General features: G+C 59.8%; 19 protein-coding genes. 12 read left to right on the plus strand and 7 right to left on the minus strand.

Features of this window, described 5'->3' with window-relative positions:
* Nucleotides 1-122: 122 nt before the first annotated feature.
* The 4 genes from ACZ5Q2_RS02980 to ACZ5Q2_RS02995 are packed head-to-tail and all read left to right on the plus strand — an operon-like array spanning nt 123 to nt 3,593.
* Nucleotides 123-761 (plus strand): DUF1826 domain-containing protein, encoded by a 639-nt coding sequence (locus ACZ5Q2_RS02980; protein WP_432210464.1) that lies wholly within the window; start codon nt 123-125, stop codon nt 759-761.
* Between the two features lie 43 nt (nt 762-804).
* Nucleotides 805-1,926, plus strand: a complete 1,122-nt coding sequence (locus tag ACZ5Q2_RS02985) for a porin family protein (protein WP_432210463.1) — start codon at nt 805-807, stop codon at nt 1,924-1,926.
* Entirely contained in the window at nt 1,916-2,842 is a 927-nt protein-coding gene (locus ACZ5Q2_RS02990; protein ID WP_286920686.1) for a metal ABC transporter solute-binding protein, Zn/Mn family, read from the plus strand. Before ACZ5Q2_RS02985 ends, ACZ5Q2_RS02990 begins: the two co-directional genes overlap by 11 nt.
* Nucleotides 2,832-3,593: an ABC transporter permease family protein gene (locus tag ACZ5Q2_RS02995; RefSeq protein ID WP_432210462.1), complete on the plus strand. Its 762-nt coding sequence runs from the start codon at nt 2,832-2,834 to the stop codon at nt 3,591-3,593. Before ACZ5Q2_RS02990 ends, ACZ5Q2_RS02995 begins: the two co-directional genes overlap by 11 nt.
* Here the strand turns inward: ACZ5Q2_RS02995 and ACZ5Q2_RS03000 are convergent.
* On the minus strand, nt 3,574-4,002 hold the full coding sequence (locus ACZ5Q2_RS03000) for a hotdog fold thioesterase (protein WP_106694311.1): 429 nt from the start codon (nt 4,000-4,002) through the stop codon (nt 3,574-3,576). The genes ACZ5Q2_RS02995 and ACZ5Q2_RS03000 overlap by 20 nt on opposite strands.
* A gap of 137 nt (nt 4,003-4,139) precedes the next feature.
* On the opposite strand from ACZ5Q2_RS03000, the gene ACZ5Q2_RS03005 reads away from it, so the two are divergent.
* Nucleotides 4,140-4,604 (plus strand): c-type cytochrome, encoded by a 465-nt coding sequence (locus ACZ5Q2_RS03005; protein WP_432210461.1) that lies wholly within the window; start codon nt 4,140-4,142, stop codon nt 4,602-4,604.
* Nucleotides 4,605-4,618: 14 nt separating this feature from the next.
* Here ACZ5Q2_RS03005 and ACZ5Q2_RS03010 read toward each other — a convergent pair whose 3' ends face one another.
* The 3 genes from ACZ5Q2_RS03010 to ACZ5Q2_RS03020 form a co-directional block, all read right to left on the minus strand.
* Nucleotides 4,619-5,311 carry a cytochrome b/b6 domain-containing protein gene (locus ACZ5Q2_RS03010; protein ID WP_432210460.1) on the minus strand — a complete coding sequence of 231 codons (693 nt, stop codon included), beginning with the start codon at nt 5,309-5,311 and terminating at the stop codon, nt 4,619-4,621.
* Between the two features lie 71 nt (nt 5,312-5,382).
* Nucleotides 5,383-6,765 (minus strand): ribonuclease J, encoded by a 1,383-nt coding sequence (locus ACZ5Q2_RS03015; protein ID WP_106694308.1) that lies wholly within the window; start codon nt 6,763-6,765, stop codon nt 5,383-5,385.
* On the minus strand, nt 6,762-7,529 hold the full coding sequence (locus tag ACZ5Q2_RS03020; protein WP_106694307.1) for a substrate-binding periplasmic protein: 768 nt from the start codon (nt 7,527-7,529) through the stop codon (nt 6,762-6,764). The genes ACZ5Q2_RS03015 and ACZ5Q2_RS03020 overlap by 4 nt, the downstream gene beginning before the upstream one ends.
* A gap of 174 nt (nt 7,530-7,703) precedes the next feature.
* Here ACZ5Q2_RS03020 and ACZ5Q2_RS03025 point away from each other — a divergent pair, with 174 nt between their 5' ends.
* The gene (locus tag ACZ5Q2_RS03025; protein WP_106694306.1) at nt 7,704-8,387 is read left to right on the plus strand and encodes a type 1 glutamine amidotransferase domain-containing protein; all 684 of its coding nucleotides are present in this window, start codon (nt 7,704-7,706) and stop codon (nt 8,385-8,387) included.
* An 80-nt stretch (nt 8,388-8,467) separates the two neighbouring features.
* On the opposite strand, the gene ACZ5Q2_RS03030 is transcribed toward ACZ5Q2_RS03025, so the two are convergent.
* Nucleotides 8,468-9,580, minus strand: a complete 1,113-nt coding sequence (locus tag ACZ5Q2_RS03030) for an S-(hydroxymethyl)glutathione dehydrogenase/class III alcohol dehydrogenase (RefSeq protein ID WP_138436979.1) — start codon at nt 9,578-9,580, stop codon at nt 8,468-8,470.
* A gap of 153 nt (nt 9,581-9,733) precedes the next feature.
* On the opposite strand from ACZ5Q2_RS03030, the gene ACZ5Q2_RS03035 reads away from it, so the two are divergent.
* The 6 genes from ACZ5Q2_RS03035 (at nt 9,734) to ACZ5Q2_RS03060 (ending at nt 15,452) form a co-directional block, all read left to right on the plus strand.
* Nucleotides 9,734-11,059, plus strand: coding sequence for a DASH family cryptochrome (locus tag ACZ5Q2_RS03035; protein WP_432210459.1), 1,326 nt, complete (start codon nt 9,734-9,736; stop codon nt 11,057-11,059).
* A complete protein-coding gene (locus ACZ5Q2_RS03040; RefSeq protein ID WP_061331195.1) occupies nt 11,056-11,544 on the plus strand; it encodes a DUF6231 family protein in 489 nt (162 codons plus the stop codon). Before ACZ5Q2_RS03035 ends, ACZ5Q2_RS03040 begins: the two co-directional genes overlap by 4 nt.
* Entirely contained in the window at nt 11,538-13,181 is a 1,644-nt protein-coding gene (locus tag ACZ5Q2_RS03045; RefSeq protein WP_432210458.1) for a phytoene desaturase family protein, read from the plus strand. Before ACZ5Q2_RS03040 ends, ACZ5Q2_RS03045 begins: the two co-directional genes overlap by 7 nt.
* Before the next feature lie 85 nt (nt 13,182-13,266).
* A complete protein-coding gene (locus tag ACZ5Q2_RS03050; RefSeq protein ID WP_286920676.1) occupies nt 13,267-13,689 on the plus strand; it encodes a YkvA family protein in 423 nt (140 codons plus the stop codon).
* A gap of 63 nt (nt 13,690-13,752) precedes the next feature.
* The gene (pomA, locus tag ACZ5Q2_RS03055) at nt 13,753-14,529 is read left to right on the plus strand and encodes a flagellar motor protein PomA (protein ID WP_061331199.1); all 777 of its coding nucleotides are present in this window, start codon (nt 13,753-13,755) and stop codon (nt 14,527-14,529) included.
* 2 nt (nt 14,530-14,531) lie between these two features.
* A complete protein-coding gene (locus tag ACZ5Q2_RS03060) occupies nt 14,532-15,452 on the plus strand; it encodes a flagellar motor protein MotB (protein ID WP_061331200.1) in 921 nt (306 codons plus the stop codon).
* Nucleotides 15,453-15,456: 4 nt separating this feature from the next.
* On the opposite strand, the gene ACZ5Q2_RS03065 is transcribed toward ACZ5Q2_RS03060, so the two are convergent.
* Together ACZ5Q2_RS03065 and ACZ5Q2_RS03070 are read right to left on the minus strand one after the other, a co-directional pair.
* A complete protein-coding gene (locus ACZ5Q2_RS03065; protein ID WP_061331201.1) occupies nt 15,457-16,557 on the minus strand; it encodes a lipocalin-like domain-containing protein in 1,101 nt (366 codons plus the stop codon).
* The gene (locus ACZ5Q2_RS03070; RefSeq protein WP_061331202.1) at nt 16,554-18,812 is read right to left on the minus strand and encodes an FtsX-like permease family protein; all 2,259 of its coding nucleotides are present in this window, start codon (nt 18,810-18,812) and stop codon (nt 16,554-16,556) included. The genes ACZ5Q2_RS03065 and ACZ5Q2_RS03070 overlap by 4 nt, the downstream gene beginning before the upstream one ends.

Below are 18,812 nucleotides of genomic sequence, written 5' to 3' on the forward strand. Positions count from 1 at the left end.
CCCCGGTCAACTTCCTCAAACCCGTTTCGCCAATTCATGTCAGCCCTTCACAATTCATATGTTATAACATAACATTGTCAGCCCGGATTCGGCTTCTCTCGCCAGACCAAGAGGTTCCAGCGATGACACAACACCCTCATAACCTCGAACACTCCTTAAGTGTCCACGGGAAAAATGTACAGTGCCTTGCGGAAATACTCCGTGACAACGTTAACCTGGCCGTCTGGCAGAGACCCCGGAACAACCACTGGGCCGCATTCGTAAATGAATTCTGTAGCCGCGCGGGGAACCTTGAACGTTTCGTCAGCCTCGAACGTGGGCAAAGTGCGGCCACTGCATTGCCCGGGTGGGCTCTTGATATCGAAGGTTCCAACCACTGGATTGCCGATGTCGACGAGCTGGCAGAGATGTATCAGTGCCTGTTTGAGCCTGAAGCGATAGGTCTTCGCATACATGTTCTGGCTGACACTATGTGCCCCAGATTTCATGTGGATCGGGTACCGGTGCGGCTGCTTTGCACTTACCGCGGGCCAGGAACCGAGTGGCTACCCGAACCCCTTGTTACCCGTCCTGCTGGTGAAGGCCCTCTGCCAGAGCAAAGTGTTCCCTCAGATCAAATTCAAACCATACCCACTGCCGCTGTCGCCCTTCTGAAGGGCGAGGCATGGGAGGGCAATGAGGGCCGGGGACTGGTGCATCGTTCACCGCAGCCGAATGGAACGCCCCGCCTGGTCGTTGGGCTGGACTGGCTTTCTTCTTGACCATAAACGTAATGTTATAACATTTATATAGTGAGGATCATCTATGCAGTTTAACCGTCTTCAAGCCAGCATACTCTCCACATTGCTGGTGCCATTTGCGTCGGCCCAGGCCAATGAAATGAACCCAGACATCAGCGTGGTTCTGGATGGTTATTACAAACAGAACGCCACCGCGCTGTCCCACCGGGACGAAGGCTTTGGGCTCGGGCACACCGAGCTGTCTTTGTCTGCCCCAATTGATGATCTGTTCGCAGGCCGCCTGACCGCCGTCCTGGAAGAACATCACGGCGAAACCGAAGTGGCACTGGAAGAAGCCTACCTGCAGACCACCGGCATGCCCTGGAACCTGAGTGTTCGGGGCGGCCGATTCCTGTCCCAGGTCGGTTACCTGAACAGTCGCCACATGCATGAGGACAACTTTGTCGAGCGCCCCGCAGCCTATCGGGCTCTGCTGGGCAGCCACTACTTCGACGACGGTCTGCGGGTCAACCTGCTGATGCCCACACCGTTTTTCTGGCAGATCGGGGCGGAAGCTTTCAACGGCAATCGCCTGACGGAAGGTGACGAAGACATTGGTGTGTACACCGTCAACACTCGTTTCGGTGGCGACATTGGGGTGTCACAAAGCTGGCAGGCCGGGCTGTCCTATCTGAACAACCGCCAGGTTCATGGTGACCATGACGGCGATCACGATCATGACCATGATCATGACCACGGTGATCACGACCACAGCCATGCCGCCGCCTACACCGGCGAGAACCTCTATATCGCCGACCTGGTCTGGAAATGGTCGCCTGATGGCAACACCCGCCAGCAACAGCTGACGCTCAGCGGCGAATACCTGTACGCGGACGAACTGAACGAACATGCCCGCTCCTCAGATTACCACCAGGGCTGGTATACCTCCGCTGTCTACCGCTTTACCCCCCAGTGGTCTGTCGGTGCCCGCTATGGCCGGGTGGATCTCAAGGAAGCCCACGGTGACCACTTCCACGATCAGCAACTGAAAGAAACCGACGTGATGTTGGCCTGGTCCCGGTCCCACTTCTCGACTCTGCGTCTGCAGTACACGCACCAGAGTGCTCACGGTTTCGATGACGCCGACAACACCGTCACCCTGCAGTACGTGATGACCTTCGGAGCTCATGGTGCCCATGATTTCTAAGCCCAACCGCCTGGCATGGGTGTTTGGCTGGCTGCTGGCGTTTGCCAGCGTGCCGGCCAGCGCCAGTCTGAATGTGTTCGCCTGCGAACCAGAGTGGGCCAGCCTGGTCTCGGCGTTGCTGCCGGATGCAACCATCACCACCGCGACCACCGCCTGGCAAGACCCGCACTACATTGAGGCCAGACCCAGCCTGATTGCCGCCATGCGTAAAGCCGACCTGGCCGTGTGCACGGGTGCGTCGCTGGAAGCCGGCTGGCTGCCTTCGCTGATCTCAAGGGCGGCCAATCGCAAGATCCAGCCCGGCAGCGATGGGCTGTTCTTTGCCGCCGACCATGCTCCTCTGCATCAGAGTCATGAGCACGTTGACCGCAGCATGGGGGACGTCCATCCAGAGGGCGACCCGCACCTGCATCTGTCTCCGGACGCCATCCCCCTGGTTGCCGATGCCCTCGCCGAACGACTGGCTGCCCTGGTCCCCGATCAGCAAGCGCAGATTCAAATGAGGTACATTCGGTGGCGGGGAGAGTGGAACCAGCAACGCCAGTCCTGGCGTTCTACCGCCCGGCAACTGGCCGGGACCGGTGTGGTTACCCAGCACTCCACCTTCGATTATCTGCTGCGTTGGCTGGGCATCGAGGTCATTGCCGACCTGGAGCCAAAACCCGGCTTACCACCCGGCAGCGCGCACCTGCGGAACGTACTGGCCACCCCGGACCTGGCTCGTGCCAGCGTGATTATCGTCGCCTCCTATCAGGATGATCGTCCGGCCCGGTGGTTATCCTCACAATCCGGCGTACCGGCGATAGTGCTACCTGGCACCGTCACCGGCCAACCGGGTGAAGAGACTCTGGAGCAGGTTATCAACCTGATCGTCGACACACTGTTGAATCATCAGGAGCCAACGAATGTGGAATGAGTGGGGCTGGATGTGGCCGGCACTCACCGCCAGCGCGCTGACTGCAATCGCCCTAGTGCCTCTGGGCAACCGGGTACTTGAGCGGGGTATGGTATTTGCGGATCTGGCGATCGCCCAGTGGGCGGCGCTCGGCATTTTGCTGGTCGGCACTTTGTTCCCCGCCGGTGGCCCTGCCCTGAGCCTTTCCGGGAGCCTGACCCTGGCCCTGCTGGCCGTTGCCATGGTCAGCCTGGTGTTGCGGTATCTGACCCGGCATCGTGAAGCCATGATTGGCCTGCTCTACGCACTGGGCGCGTGCCTGGCCACCTTGCTGGTAAGCCAGGACCCCCACGGCGCACAGCGGCTTGCCCATACCCTGAACGGAGATCTGCTCTGGACCACACCCACGGTGCTGGCCCCGATGGTGCTGCTGGCACTGGCCGTGCTTGTCTGGCAATACGTCCTGCCGCAGAGTTACAGGGGCTGGCTGTTCCTGCCAATGTTCGCTATCGCCATCACACTGACGGTCGACCTGGCCGGCATCTATGTGGTGTTCACCTCATTGATTGCCGCCCCACTGCTACTGATACACCTGCGTGGCACCAGCATTGTCTTCGCCATACTGACGTGCCTGGCGGGCCACAGTCTGGGGCTTCTGATCTCGGCCTGGCAGGATCTGCCAGCCGGGCCAACCGTGGTTATCGCTGCCATGGCCACCTGTGCCAGTGCGGCGGTGCTGGCGCGCGAACCCATCAACCGGGACGCTTGGTAACCGCCATCGTCAGCCTGGAAATGCAGGTCAGCTTGCCTTGCTCGTTCTCCAGGCGGATTTCCCAAACCTGGGTGGTGCTGCCGATGTGCTGGGCGCGGGCCGTGCCGTATACCCAGCCGCCGGTCACCGGGCGAATGTGGTTGGCGTTGATATCCAGCCCCACCGCCACGGTGTTCTTGTCTTTCAGGCAGCAATTGGCCGCCATGCTGCCCAGGGTTTCCGCCAGCAACACCGAGGAACCGCCGTGCAGGATGCCAAACGGCTGAACCGTACGCTGGTCCACCGGCATGCGGCCCTTCACGTAATCGTCACCAATCTCGAGGTATTCAATACCCATGTGGCTGACGGCGGTGTTTTTACTTGCCTCAGCCATGTGTTCCAGGTTCGGGGTTACTGTCCAGATCGCCATATGCGGAATTCTCCAGATTGAACTTTGGTCTGTTATAACTGTCTGCAATGAGTCTATACAGGTAGCATGCTCATAACCATGCCTTTATAGAGCATTTTGGTAACCTAACCAATCAGACTAAAAGAGAGGGACCTGAGATGAAAAAAACCGGTGTTATTACCGCCGCTGTACTCGCTGCTTCGTTTGCCATACCAGCCGTTGCCCAGCTAAGCGTGGAAGACCAGATCAAAGCACGCAAAGCCGGTTACCAGTTCATGTCCTGGAACATGGGCAAGATCAAGGCCCAGGCGGTTGATGGCGACGTTGAATTCAATGCTGACCAGATGAAAGCCGCAGCCAATGCCATTGCCGCCGTTGCCAACTCCGGCATGGGCGCTCTGTACAGCCCGGATTCAGCCATGGACAAGGCGGAAAACACTCGCCTGAAGCCTGAGTTTTTCCAGCAAACGGATAAAGTCCGGGAAGTCGGTACCAACTTTGTTCGTGAAGCCAACAAACTGCAGGAAGTGGCCGCCACCGGTGACCGTGGTGCATTGGCGCGCCAGTTCAGCGCTGTCGGGCAAACCTGCAAGGCCTGCCACGACAACTTCCGCGCCGACTGATCAGCGCGGTTAACCTACCAACCCAGATCCTGGGGTGCAGGTGCGGGTGCCGGCGGTGGTGATACAAGCTCACCGCTGGCCACCCACACCACCGCCAGTGCCAGCACCAGAGACACCACGAATGCGATCGCACCCCCGCCTTTAGCATCCTCAGCCTGCCCTTGTGGGACCACTTTCCTGCCTGTGATCATCGGTTTCACCAGATTGTCTTTCTTGACGTGGGTGTAGAACATCACCGCTGCCACATGCAGGGCCACCAGGCCATACAGATACCATTCGGTTTGCCGGTGCCAGCCACTCAGGGTGCCGCTCAGATCTGACGACACCAGCGGGTACAGAGGGCCGTAGAAGGCAATTTCGTCATTGGCGAACAACCCAGTCACAGCCTGAAAACCGAACAGGCCGATCAGGGCCAGAACCGATAAAGCACCCAGCGGGTTGTGGCCCACGCCCTGCCACCGGCCTTTGAGATAGGCCATGATAGCGCCGGGGCCGCGTACAAAACGGGTAAACCTGGCGTAACTGGAACCCAGAAAGCCCCAGGCGATACGAAACGCCAGCAAGCCCACAACCAGCAAGCCAAATCGCTCATGCCACGCCATCCAGCTGCCACCGAGCTTGGTGGTCAAGATGGCGCCAATCACCGCCAACACCAACAACCAGTGAAACAGCCGGACCGGTAGATCCCATAATCGAATAGTGGTCATCTTCATTCCCTTGCGTCACTCACGGATTGGCGACATAGACCATCATAAGCTTACTAAGTTCCTTGCAGCCATCAATAGACTCTGACCAATTCCTGCTTTTGCCACCCCAACCGCCCTGTCTCGACGACCTGACGCCGAATACCCGGCACTGGCCGCACCATGAACAGGTCGCCATTTCGGCCAACCATGGCCCTGGGCACGCCTGCACCTTTCGCAAGATCGGCATGCACGTCCATGTGTTCAGCCTCACCGTGAACAGGAATGGCAATGCGGGGCTGAACCCAGCGATACATCGCCTTGAGTTCATCCTGGGCCGGATGGCCTGAGGCATGAATGGGCACGCCCGCGTCTTCGGCGGTAATCACAATCACCCCCAGTTTGCGCAGCTGGCTGATCAGCGCCTCGATGGCTTCTTCATTGCCGGGTATTGCCCGGGCACTGAAAATCACCGTGTCACCGGCTTCCAGCTCAAAATCCGGGTGGCTGCCCTGGGCAAGGCGCCGCAACGCGGTTCGAGGTTCACCCTGGCTGCCGGTGGCCACACCCAGCACCTCATGGCGCGGCAGGTAGCCCAGATGGGCGGGGCTGATCAGTTTGTCTGAGCCCGGCCAAAGCCCCGTAGCCTTGGCCGCACCACTCATGTTTACCAACGAGCGGCCCAGCAATCCCATGTAGCGGCCTGTTTCCCGGGCAATACTGGCCAGCGTGTGCAGGCGCGCAATATTGCTGCCAAAGCAGGTGACAATCACCCGCCCCTCGGCCACCGCAATCAGGTCCCGCAGGCCTTCGTGCAGCGCCGCCTCGGAGACCGAGTGGCCCTGCACGGTGGCGTTGGTGGAATCACAGACCATGGCGGCCACACCTTCTTCCGCCAGATCGGTAAACGTGGATGTGGTGTAACCGTGACCAACCAACGGATTATCATCCAGCTTCCAGTCACCGCTGTGGAAAATGTTGCCAATCCGGGTGCGGATCATCAGGGCATTGGGGTCGGGAATCGAGTGGGTGAGTGCCAGCCACTGCACATTGAACGTGCCGATCTGCCGGCGCTCTCCGGTGTCCACCTCGATGATCGGTACCCGATGCAACAGATCAAACTCCGCCAGCTTTCGGCGCAGGATTTCAGCGGTAAATCGGCTGGTGTAGACGGGGCACTGCAGCAGTGGCCAGAGATAGGGCACGGCGCCGATGTGATCTTCGTGGGCATGGGTAATGATCAACCCCGCCAGTTTGTCCCGCCGGTCGGCGATAAACGCCGGGTCTGCCATCTGCACCGGTGGCTCACCACGATGGTGCACGGTGCCATCGGCCGCGATACGGCCCGGCTTGGGGAAGGTCACCCCGCAGTCCACCATCAACCACTGGCCATCGTGGCCGTAGAGGTTCAGGTTCATACCGATTTCACCCGTGCCGCCAAGGGGCAAAAACCATAAATCGTTGTGGTCAGGGGTCATTGAGCGGGTTGTTCCAGGTACTTCAACACAAGATTTTCCTTGATACCTTCACGTTCGATCAGCTTCAGGGCCGCGCGAATGTCGTCAGCATATTTTAGCGCAGGCGATTTATCCGACACCGCAATCCAGGAACGTTCGCCCGGCACAAAAAACGGAGATACCTGCGCCGGGAGTTGCAATCGACTGATGGTGTAAAGGCCTACAAGTTCCGGAGCGATCACCACATCCACCCGGCCTTTTTCCATCATCAGCATCAGGTTCTCGTAGTGCGGTGCCGATTCTTTGATCAGATCCCTGTCGCGATCAAACCGGCTGAAGTAGGTGGCGCCATCCAGGACGCCAACCGTTCTTCCGTAAAGATCGTTGTAGCGGGTGATCCGGTGGTCGTCATCCAGATAGAAGAAAAGACGGCGCTCCGGCGGGAAAGCGGGGGCAACGAAGGTCATGTAGTCCTCGCGACCGTCGGTTCTCAGCGGCCCCAGCATTACATCCACTTCCCCTCTTTGCAGCATCAGCAGAACACGCCGAAACGGCGCCTCCCGGTACTTAACCTGCCAACCAAGGCGATCGGCAATTTCCTCGAAAATCTCCAGATAGAGGCCACCTTTATGGCCGGCGTCCAGTATCCGGTAGGGCGGAGAATGGTTCACCCCGACGGTGACCGTGAGTGGTTCGACGGTTTCCGTGCCCTGCTGCGCCTGTGCTGACAAGGAGAACGCTAGCAGTATAGATGCCAGCCACAGCGGTGTGTTTCTCACGTCCATTTCGGCCTCAATCCATGGTCAAATGAGTGTAAAACGATGACAGTATAGTAGGCCGCAGCATCCATAACCTACCTGTAACCGTAATCCCTGTTGAAATATCGCCATCCCGTCACAAGGTCTCGGGGTAAGGCACATCAAACTCGTTTCTGAACTCCGACACAAGGATCGACCACTATGAAGATACTGATGGTACTGACTTCCCATGACCAAATGGGCGATACCGGCCACAAGACAGGCTTCTGGCTGGAAGAGTTCACGTCACCGTTTTACGTCTTCAAGGACGCAGGCGCCGACATTACCCTCGCGTCCCCTAAAGGCGGTCAGCCGCCGGTAGACCCCAACAGTGAAGCCGAAGACGCCCTCACTGAATCCACCCGCCGCTTCATGGACGACACTCACGCCCGTGAAATGCTCGCCAGCACGAAAAAACTGGCGGATGTGGACATGAACCAGTTCGATGCCATTTTCTACCCCGGTGGCCACGGCCCGCTGTGGGATCTGGCAGAGGATCAAAAGTCCATCGCCCTGATCAAGACGGCCTACGAGCAGGACAAGGTGATTGGCGCTGTTTGCCACGCCCCGGCGGTTTTCAAGAACGTGTTCGTCAAGCCGGATCAGAACATCGTAGGCGGCCGGGAAGTCACCGGTTTCAGTAATACCGAAGAAGACGCCGTTCAGCTCACCAACATCGTGCCGTTTCTGCTGGAAGACATGCTCAAGCAGAACAACGCCCGCTATACCCGTGGCGATGACTGGGCACCGCACATTGTGGTGGACGGCAAGTTGATCACCGGGCAAAACCCGGCCTCTTCCGAGGGCACCGCCAAGGCCGTGGTGCAGGCGTTACAGGCCAGCTAACAGGCTGAGTCCATGACCGAAAAAACAAAGGGGAGGCCGGCGGCCTCCCCTTTAACGTTCTGACCTGGGTGCAACCCTGATCAGAAGTGAATCACCGTACGGATGCTCTTGCCTTCGTGCATCAGGTCGAACGCCTTGTTGATGTCTTCCAGCGGCATTTCATGGGTGATGAATACATCCAGCGGAATCTCACCCTTCTCGGCCTTCTCCACGTAGGACGGCAGTTCGGTACGGCCCTTCACGCCACCAAACGCGGAGCCACGCCACACCCGGCCTGTCACCAGCTGGAACGGGCGGGTGCTGATTTCTTCACCGGCACCGGCCACGCCGATAATCACCGACTCACCCCAGCCCTTGTGGCAGCATTCCAGGGCTGCACGCATCACCTTGACGTTACCGATGCATTCGAAGGAATAGTCCACACCGCCGTCGGTCATCTCGACAATGACTTCCTGAATCGGCTTGTCGTAGTCGTTGGGGTTGACCACGTCGGTGGCACCCAGCTGCCTGGCGATATCAAACTTGCCAGGGTTGATGTCGATGGCGATGATTCGGCTGGCCTTGGCCATGGTGGCGCCGATGATCGCTGCCAGGCCAATCCCCCCCAGGCCGAAGATGGCCACAGTGGCACCCTCTTCCACCTTTGCGGTGTTCATCACCGCACCGATACCGGTGGTGACACCACAACCCAGCAGGCACACCTTTTCCAGAGGTGCTTCTTTGGGAATCTTGGCCAGGGAAATTTCCGGCAGCACGGTGTATTCGGAGAAGGTAGAGCAGCCCATGTAGTGGTACAGAGGCTGGCCGTTGTACGAGAAACGGGAAGTACCATCCGGCATCACGCCTTTGCCCTGGGTCGCCCGCACCGCACCGCACAGGTTGGTCTTGCCAGAGGTACAGAACTTACACTCGCCACACTCAGCGGTGTACAGAGGGATGACATGGTCACCTACCTTCAGGTCTTTCACGCCCGGGCCAACCGCTTCCACAATGCCCCCACCTTCATGGCCCAGAATCGTCGGGAACAGGCCCTCCGGGTCGGCACCAGACAGAGTGTAGGCATCGGTATGGCACACACCGGTGGCGACAATCTTCACCAGCACTTCGCCCTCTTGAGGCGGCGCCACATCCACTTCCACAATTTCCAGTGGCTTGTTAGCCTCAAAGGCTACAGCCGCGCGGGATTTAATCACTTTCAATCTCCTGGTATCCGGTTGAGTCGAATTGCCTGCCAGCATTAACCTTGGACTTTAGCACGTCAGTGCCCTCAAGGCCTGAAACAGACGCCAATCCTCCGGGCAATTACTGACGTATGTTCCGGTAACTTTTTCAGAAGGTTTAATACTTTGAAAACGCTTTACTGGTTTACCCGCGACCTGCGAATGCACGATAACGCAGCGCTACTGGCAGCGGCCCGCTCTGACATGTTGCTGTGCGTGTACGTGGTGGATCCCCGGTGGTTTGCCAACGGGCCATTCCAGTGCCGGGCGATGGGTGAGCATCGATGGCGGTTTCTGTGGCAAAGCCTGACCGACCTGGAGCGCAGCCTGCGGGCCCTGGGCCAGCGGCTGCACATTGCCTTCGGAGAACCGGAGCAGGCACTCCCTGGGCTGGTTCACCAGCATTCCGTTGATCGCGTTATTCGCTCACGCCAGCCCGGCACCATCGAAGCGCAACAGTGGCAGACGCTTCAACAGAAGCTGCCAAACACCCTGTTTCAGGAGTTCGAAACACTGAGCCTGTATACGGAAGGCTCGCTGCCTATGCCTCTCAGCGAGCTGCCCGGAACCTTTTCCCAGTTCCGCAAGCGGATCGAGAAGCAGGGCGACCGGGGCCCCGATCTTCTGCGTATTCGCACGCTGACCGCCCTGCCACCGCCGCCCGGGTTCCCGGAAGACAACCGGGGTGAATGCCCGCCTATCCCGGAGCCCTCATCGGCGCTGACGTTTACAGGCGGAGAGACTGCCGGGCTGGCGCGCCTGCAAGAGTATTGCTTTGGCAACCACGGCATTGCCACCTACAAGGAAACCCGCAACGCCCTGGATGACTGGGACTCGTCCTCCAAGTTTTCCCCCTGGCTGGCCAATGGCAGCCTGTCGGCGCGGGAGGTGGCTGCCACCATCGAAGATTACGAACGCCAGCACACCCGTAACGATTCCACCTACTGGCTCTGGTTCGAACTGCTCTGGCGCGAATACTTCTACTGGTACGCGCTCAAACACGGCAGCCACCTGTTCCGCCGGGATGGTGTGCAACGCAAGCATCGGCAGGTGACCTTCTATGGCCATCGATTCAAGGCCTGGTGTGAAGGAAACACACAGTATCCCATCGTCAACGCCGCCATGAACCAACTGCGTACAACCGGCTACATGAGTAACCGGGCCAGGCAACTGGTCGCCAGTTGCTTTGTGCACGAACTGGAGCTTGACTGGCGCTACGGCGCAGCCTGGTTCGAGCAGCAGCTGGTGGATTACGATGTCGCCAGCAACTACGGCAACTGGCAGTACCTCGCCGGCGTGGGCGCAGACCCGCGAGGCTTGCGGCAATTCAATCTGGACAAGCAGGCGCAACAGTACGATCCTGATGGAGCCTTCGTTGAACGATGGCAGGGCAGGTCTTCACAACCGGTGGGCCTGCATACCGTGGACGCAGCAGACTGGCCCATTCTATGAGCACATCAGCGGACAGCCCGGCCAAGGTTCTGGCACGAATCATCGACACCAGCCAACCCCAAACCCTGCTTTCTTGCGGAAGCACAGCCAACGACGTTGCAGCAGTCTGGAAGCAGCAGGCAGGGTGCCAGTTACTGACTCTGGACACCAAAGACCCAAACGCCCACCTGCCACCGGCCCAGACACCGGATCTGGCCCTGATCACCGACACCCTTGAGCACCTTCCCTATGAAGAAGGCGCCCTGTTACTGGGCCAGCTGAGGAACTACGGCGCCCACCAGATTGCCGTCGTTATGCCCCAGTCCTCCGATTGGGGCTTTACCGATTTCATCGCTTTGGGTTTCCAGCGCCACGCAGAGCTGGAAACCGAGAACGGCGCACTCACGCTTTACACCTACAACCTGGATACTTACAACCATAAACGGGCCTGGAACAATCCCGATAACTGGGCCAATCCGCACATGTGGGGAAAATCGTGGTGGTAAAGAAAACAACCTCAAAAACACTGACACCCAGCTCCATCCGTATCGGCACCCGCTATCGGGCCAGCCGTTTGAAAGGCCCTTATGACGCCCTGGTGATCGGCTCTGGTATTGGCGGCCTGACCACCGCCGCCTGCCTGTCCAAGGCCGGCTACAAGGTGCTGGTTCTGGAACAGCATTACACCGCTGGCGGCTACACCCACAGCTATGCCCGCAACGGCTATGAATGGGACGTGGGTGTGCACTACATTGGTGACATGGGCGCCCGCCATACTCTTGGCCGCCGGCTGTTCGATTACATCACCGATGGCAAGCTCGAATGGGCGCCCATGGACGAGAACTATGACCGTTTCTTCCTGGGCGACAAGGTCGTCGATCTCAGGGCCGGCAAGGAAGGCTTGCGACATTCCCTGTTGGCCTCGTTCCCGAACGAAAGCGAAGCCATCGATCGCTACCTGGCCCTGCTCGGAAAAGTTGCCGACGGCATGCAGTGGTACACCCTGTCCAAACTGTCCCCGGCCCTGGCCGGCCCGCTGGTTTCACGGGGTCTGAAAACCGTCCTCCCGGACTGCTTTCACCGGACCACCTACGAGGTGTTAAGCGACCTGACCGACAACCAGGAACTGATTGGCGCCATCACCGGCCAGTGGGGCGATTGCGGCGTGACGCCCAAACATTCCAGCTTTATGGTGCACGCGCTGATCGCCAAGCATTACCTGTATGGTGGCTTCTACCCGGTGGGCGGCGCCTCGGAAATTGCCAAAACCATCATCCCGGTGATTCAGGCCAGCGGTGGCGATGTGCTCACCTACGCCGACGTGAAGGAAATCCTGATCGAGAAGGGCAAGGCCGTTGGCGTGCGCATGGCCGACGGCCATGACATCCGCGCCCCACTGGTGATCAGCAATGCGGGGGTGATCAATACCTTCGAACGACTGCTGCCCGAGTCCGTCGCTGACAGCATTGGCTATCCCGGCAACCGGGAACACATCAAGCCTTCCATGCCGCACATTGGCCTTTATATTGGCCTGAAGGGTACCCCCGACGAGTTGGGCCTGCCCCGCACCAATTTCTGGATCTACCCCAGCGCTGATCACGATGGCAATGTGGAGGCGTTTATGGAAGCCCCGGAAAGCACACCATTCCCGGTGGTCTACATCTCCTTCCCCGCGGCCAAAGACCCCGATTACCAGAATCGCTGGCCAGGCACGTCCACCATCGAGATTGTGGCGCCCACCACCTGGGAAATGTTCGAGCCCTGGCAGGGCTCCACCTGGGGCAAGCGCGGCGAAGATTACGAAGCCCTGAAAGCAAAGATAACCGATCAGTTGCTGGAGGTGATGTATGAGAAGCTTCCCCAGCTCCGGGGCAAGGTGGACTATGTAGAGACCTCCACACCGCTGTCCACTGCCTGGTTCTGCCGTTACGAGCAAGGTGAACTCTATGGCCTCGACCACACCCCGGAACGCTTCGAACAACGCTGGCTGAGGCCGAAAACCGACATCCCCGGCCTGTATCTGACCGGGCAGGACATACTCACCTGCGGTGTGGTGGGCGCGATGATTGGCGGGCTGGTGACCACCCTGGCGATCCGAGGTCTGAAAGGCGCAGGCCTGGCCAAACGAATCTTTGTGGGCTGAGGTGCCCGACCCAGTACAAACACAGATGACGGCTCAGACGAGTTTCGTTACCGTTACAGATATTGAACAACCACCGGACAGAGTTATGGCATTCTTCTCCGAAAAAGCAGCAGCGTCGCAACTGAAACAGGAGGCAGACAAGGTCGGCAAGGACGACCTGGAACCTCTGTTAGAGCGGCAGAAAGCCATTGAGGAAAAGGTTCGGGGCAGTGGCCGGCTGCAACGGTTCGCCACCGACGTGCGGCTGATGTTTTCCCTGATACGGGATTACTGGCGGGGCGATTACCGGGCCATTCCCTGGAAAAGCATTGCCGCCATCGCCGGCGCGCTGTTGTATGTGCTGAACCCCATCGATCTGATTCCGGACATCATTTTCGGCATCGGCTTTCTGGACGACGCCGGCGTAGTGGCACTGTGCCTGAAACTGGTGGAATCAGACCTGCATCGCTACGCCGCCTGGAAAGAACACCGGGAATCCGACGATGTCACCACGGTGACAATTGATTAAGGAATAATCAAAGGGTATTCTCTCGCCCCCTGACTTCAACCCCCAGCAGTTAACGGAGTAACCGTGGATTTTGCCACCCTGATCGGCCTGGTCGGCGCCATCATGCTTATCGCATCGGCGGTGATACTGGGCGTGTCTCCCGAGGTATTTTTAAACCCGGCGTCACTACTGATTGTAGTGGGCGGCAGCCTGCTGGTGGTTCTAGCCAAATTCAGCTTTTTCCAGTTTCTTGATGCCTTCAAGGTGGCTGCCCGGGCGTTCAAGTTCAAGCTACCGGAAACCCAGGCCAGCATAGACGAGCTGGTTGAAGTCGCCCAGATTGCCCGCAAACAGGGTGTTCTGGGGCTTGAGGGCCGGGACGTCAGCTCGCCGTTTCTGGCCCAGGGCATTCAGATGCTGGTGGATGGCCAGGACGCCAACACCATCAAGCAACTGCTTAACAAAGAGCGGTTGATGACCCTGGACCACAACCGTTCCGGGGCCAAGGTGTTCAACGCCCTGGCTGATGTGGCGCCGGCCATGGGTATGATCGGTACCTTGATCGGCCTGGTGCAGATGCTGTCGAACATGGAAGACCCGAAATCCATCGGCCCGGCCATGGCGGTGGCGCTCCTCACCACGCTTTACGGCGCCATGATCGCCACCATGATTGCCACGCCCATCGCCGACAAACTGTCGCTGCGAATGACCGAAGAAGCCCGTATGCAGTCCCTCTACATTGATGCGCTGGTGGCCATACAGGAAGGCACCAACCCCCGAATCATTGAACAGATGCTGTCTTCTTACCTGCCCCCGAAAGAACGCGCAAAGAACGGTGAAGCGGAGACGGCAAGCGACTGACCATGGACGAGTTACCGGAAGAGGAAAAGCGCGCGATACCGGCCTGGGTGGTCACCTTTGCCGACCTGATGTCGTTGCTGATGTGCTTCTTCGTGTTACTGCTGTCGTTCTCCGAAATCGACGCCCAGAAGTTCAAGCAGATTGCCGGTGAACTGTCCAAAGCCTTCGGTGTTCAGCGCGAAATTCCGGCCCTCGAAATCCCCATGGGCACCAGCCCGATCTTCGACAAGTTCTCACCGGCACCGCCGGAGCCGACCGTGGTCAATGAAATACGCCAGACCACCACCGATCAGCAGCCGCAACTGCAGACACTTAACGACCCCACCGAGCAGGCGGTGCAGGACGCCATTCAGGAACAGATGGATGCCAACCTGGCAGAGATCCTGGAAGTGCTGGAGCCGGCGATTATGGACGGGCGCATTAATGTCTCGGAAGACCAGCGCCGAATTGTAATCCGGGTCGAAGAGAAGGGCTCGTTCCCGTCCGGGTCTGCTCAGCTGACCTGGGAATTCGAGGGCTTGCTGCTTGACATGGCAGAGGTACTGGCCGACATGCCCGGCGATCTGGCGGTGGAAGGCCACACCGACAACATCCCGATCCGCACGGAAAGATTCTTCAGCAACTGGGACCTGTCAGCGGCCCGGGCAGCCGCCGTGGCGAATGTGCTGCTGGCGCGGGATCAGGTGTCGCCCGAGCGCCTGCGAGTAACCGGCCTGGCCGATACCCGCCCCCGGGTCGCAAACACCACCGCAGACAACCGGGCCAAGAACCGGCGCGTGGAAATCATCATTGATCTGTCCGGCCCCCTGGAAGAACAGGAAATCCGGCTGCGGGAGCTGATTGAAGCCGAGCAGCAAAGCCAGGAAGCAATTATTGATCTGCGGTCTGAGCAGGCTTCACCATCCGGCGACCTGGTCTGGTAAAGCGCTACGGCTCGGAGTAGCCCGTAAGCTCCATATACCCTGCCCCTGTGTGACTGCCAGTCACCGTTACCGGGCTTTCCCAGTAGGGATACAAACCATCGTTGGTGTAGTTACCTGGTGGAGCCGACAGCGTCAGATCAATATCATGGTCCGGCACCGCCAAGCGCCACCGGGTGGGCACAGGCTCCGCGCCGGTGCCCGGTTCCAACTGCAACTGGCCCGGAGCCAGGGCAATCGGCTCACCACCCGCCGGTATCCAGGTGCCAGAGCGGAAATGATCTTGCTGCTCCCGAAGCTGGAATGCCATCAGTTTGTCGCCGGAGTCCAGGTGCAGGGCAAACCAGTCCCAGCCCTGCTGGCCCGCTTTCAGAAACTGGCTACTCCACTCCCGGTCGAACCAGGCCTTGCCCCTTACCGGCAGCGTTTCACGCCCTAACCTCACCTGTCCGGTCACCTCGATGTCCACCAGGCTGAAATACATGGACCCTTCACCGCTGGCCGACTTGGCACTAAACCCGTCAACCCCGTGGGCCACCGGCGCCCCCCGCACGGTCAGTTCAAGGTCAAACGCCCAGTAGTTCTCCGTATCGGGCTGCCCATGACTGACCTGTACCTGCCACTGGTTCGGGGACTCGCCCGTGCTCAGTTGCCAGTGGTCGAGCCAGACCTGGAAGGGCTCCGCGGTGGCACCCGCCTGGCCCAGATCACCCCGGGCCAGGCGTTCACCGAACCAATGCTGCTCCCGGTAGCTGACGGCGGCATGGGCCATCCAGGCCGCCTGCAATGGCCAGGCCGAGGGCTCCGGTGACGGGGATTCATAATCCCGGGGCTCGATGGCCTGGCGGAACTGGGTCCATTGCAAGCCCAGCGGTTCGCCAGCGTCCGTTTCCAAATTCGCGGTGAGGTACCACCATTCGATGCGATGGGCCGTATGAGGGCCGAAGTCCCGGGGGAATACCAGTTCCGTGCCCGGTCCCGGCTGCTCGAATCCGCCGTCGGTGCCGGCCGTTCCGCCCAGGCCGGCAAAACCCGCGTCTGTGCCCGGCTCGCTGCAGCCTGCAAGCAGCCCGTAGACAAGCATCATGGTCAGCCAACGAAGCCTCATCGCTCTTCTCCCGTCACGCTACCGGCCACCGATGGGCGAACCGCAGGGCGCCCCAACTGCCGGCGCATCAGCAAGGCAATACAGCCGCCGATGAGCAACGCCAGGGCCAGCAATTCCAACCAGAAAACCGGATAGACAGCCATCGGCAGTGACCAGCCGAAGGCCAGGGGGTTGATGCGCTGCACCAGCACCCAGGTCAGGCCAACACCCAGCGGTAAAGCCAGCGCCGCTGCACTCAGGGTCACTGCCAGCGCCAACAGCAGGAGTTTCCGGAAGATTTCTGCTTTAGTCATACCCCAGACTTCCAGCAGCCGGAAGTACCACAGGCGGGTGGACAGAAATACCCAGCCCATCAGTAACAGGGCAACCGCCGCCAGGGCCAGGGTCAGCACCGTCATGGCACGGGTCAGCATAAAGGTCTGCTCGAACACCCGGTTGGCCAGGTCCTGAATGGCACGATTGTCCCGGATGGTCAATGCCGGCTCGGCCCAGAGTGCCCGCAACGCGTCAGTGATGGTTTCAATAGGGACACTGGCCGGGGAGATCGAGAAGCTCTCGAAGGTCACCTCAAAGTCCGCCGGTAGAATTTGCCCTGCAATCAGCACTTCCCCCGCAGGCCGGCCGTAATCCGGGTAGATACCCAGCACCGGCAAGTTAAGGGCCTGCTCCGCCAGCACCAGCTCCAGCTCTTCGCCCACGGACAAGTCCAGGCGGTAGGCGAGCTGCTCGTTAACCATCACACCGGCACCAGACGCCAGTGTCTGCCAGGGCTGTGATGTCTGCTCAAGCAGGCCCCAGCCGGTCATCAATGGGCCAACCGGTGCCACGGCAAAGATATCCACATCCTGCCAGGCTTGCCCATGCCGGAAGCGGCCCAAGCCACGCTGGACATGGTGCCAAAGCCCTTCGTATGCGCTTGGGAGATGCTCCGTCAGCCAGTTGGCAGCCAGTGCGCTGTCCGCGCCCTCGGGCACCTGCACGTAGACATCCGCCGACAATCGCTGGCTCAGCCAGCGATCAAAGGTATCTTCAAAGGTAATCACCAAAGCCTGCACGGCCAACACCATGGCCAGGGAGAACTGTAACGCCACCAGGGGCAACGCCAGGCGCCGGCACAACACGCCAAACTCGGCCCACCACCAGCGCCAACCCGGTTGCGCGCTGGCACGCACACCTGCACCAGAGATCAAGGACAGACCCCGGGGCATTAACCACCCGATACCGGCTAACACCAGTGCCAGTGCCACAAACAGCAGCCACAAGGCATTAGCCAGCCACACACCAGCCAGGCCAACCGACACCAACAATGTGGCCGCTGCGGGCCGCAGGCGGCTGCCCGGCGTGACGCGGGCAACCATCGGCATCAGCCAATCCACCATGGCCACGGCGAGCAGCAGCACGGTCATCACCAATGCGGGCACCCGCCAGTGATTGCCGCCGGTCGCTAACTGACGGCTATCAAACAGTCCTTCCATGACATTGGTGAAGCCACCTTCCAGTACCGATGCCAGCGCCTGGCCCAGCCAGATACCGGGAATCAGGGTGAGAGCGGCAAGACACAGAAGCTCCAATAGCAGATGCCCGCGCACCCGCCGGCCAGACACCCCAAAGCGGGCCAGGAGCGCGAAACTGTCCCGGCGCTGGGACAACGACAACAGATAGACACTGCGCAGGAGCAACCCGGTAATCAGCAACACCAGCACACTCAAGGCATCCAGGTTCAGCAGGAAACTGTCGCCCAGCTGACCGGTATCCGGTGACAAAGCGAAAGGGGCCACGCGATAGGCCGAGGGCAAAGGACCCTCGCCCGCGGCCAGGATCAGGAACAGCTGCTGTTCGGCGGCCGTTAGAGAAGCTGCGTCGGCGATATCCAGAAACGGCTGGCCGACCAGTGGCTGGCCATCGAAGCTGGCGACATCAGCCTGGCCCTGAAAACACAGGGCTGCCAAAGGGTCGACGCCAATCACCCGGCGGGACTGCCCCTCCGGCAAGACTTCCAGCCAAGGCATCACGCACAGGCCCTGGCGGCGAAGCAAGACAAAATCCTCCACCGTGAGCGCTGCGCCATCAACTCGCTGCACTTGTTCACGCACCTCCACCAGCCGTTCACTCTGGCCGAGGCTGTCGCGGGCCTGGCTGGTGAGGTGGTGAATACCGGTCCACAAGGCGGTGGCCAGCAGCATCAGAAGGGCCAGCGCGGCGCCCTGCCAGGGGTGCCGGCGATAGTGGCTGAATAGGGCGGTAAACACCGTCAT

This window comes from Marinobacter alkaliphilus, assembly GCF_055394375.1.

Coding starts and splice junctions, on each gene's coding strand:
- ACZ5Q2_RS02980 (WP_432210464.1), top strand. CDS start 123: ATGACACAACACCCTCATAACCTCGAACACTCCTTAAGTGTCCACGGG.
- ACZ5Q2_RS02985 (WP_432210463.1), top strand. CDS start 805: ATGCAGTTTAACCGTCTTCAAGCCAGCATACTCTCCACATTGCTGGTG.
- ACZ5Q2_RS02990 (WP_286920686.1), top strand. CDS start 1,916: ATGATTTCTAAGCCCAACCGCCTGGCATGGGTGTTTGGCTGGCTGCTG.
- ACZ5Q2_RS02995 (WP_432210462.1), top strand. CDS start 2,832: ATGTGGAATGAGTGGGGCTGGATGTGGCCGGCACTCACCGCCAGCGCG.
- ACZ5Q2_RS03000 (WP_106694311.1), bottom strand. CDS start 4,002: ATGGCGATCTGGACAGTAACCCCGAACCTGGAACACATGGCTGAGGCA.
- ACZ5Q2_RS03005 (WP_432210461.1), top strand. CDS start 4,140: ATGAAAAAAACCGGTGTTATTACCGCCGCTGTACTCGCTGCTTCGTTT.
- ACZ5Q2_RS03010 (WP_432210460.1), bottom strand. CDS start 5,311: ATGACCACTATTCGATTATGGGATCTACCGGTCCGGCTGTTTCACTGG.
- ACZ5Q2_RS03015 (WP_106694308.1), bottom strand. CDS start 6,765: ATGACCCCTGACCACAACGATTTATGGTTTTTGCCCCTTGGCGGCACG.
- ACZ5Q2_RS03020 (WP_106694307.1), bottom strand. CDS start 7,529: ATGGACGTGAGAAACACACCGCTGTGGCTGGCATCTATACTGCTAGCG.
- ACZ5Q2_RS03025 (WP_106694306.1), top strand. CDS start 7,704: ATGAAGATACTGATGGTACTGACTTCCCATGACCAAATGGGCGATACC.
- ACZ5Q2_RS03040 (WP_061331195.1), top strand. CDS start 11,056: ATGAGCACATCAGCGGACAGCCCGGCCAAGGTTCTGGCACGAATCATC.
- ACZ5Q2_RS03050 (WP_286920676.1), top strand. CDS start 13,267: ATGGCATTCTTCTCCGAAAAAGCAGCAGCGTCGCAACTGAAACAGGAG.
- ACZ5Q2_RS03060 (WP_061331200.1), top strand. CDS start 14,532: ATGGACGAGTTACCGGAAGAGGAAAAGCGCGCGATACCGGCCTGGGTG.
- ACZ5Q2_RS03065 (WP_061331201.1), bottom strand. CDS start 16,557: ATGAGGCTTCGTTGGCTGACCATGATGCTTGTCTACGGGCTGCTTGCA.
- ACZ5Q2_RS03070 (WP_061331202.1), bottom strand. CDS start 18,812: ATGACGGTGTTTACCGCCCTATTCAGCCACTATCGCCGGCACCCCTGG.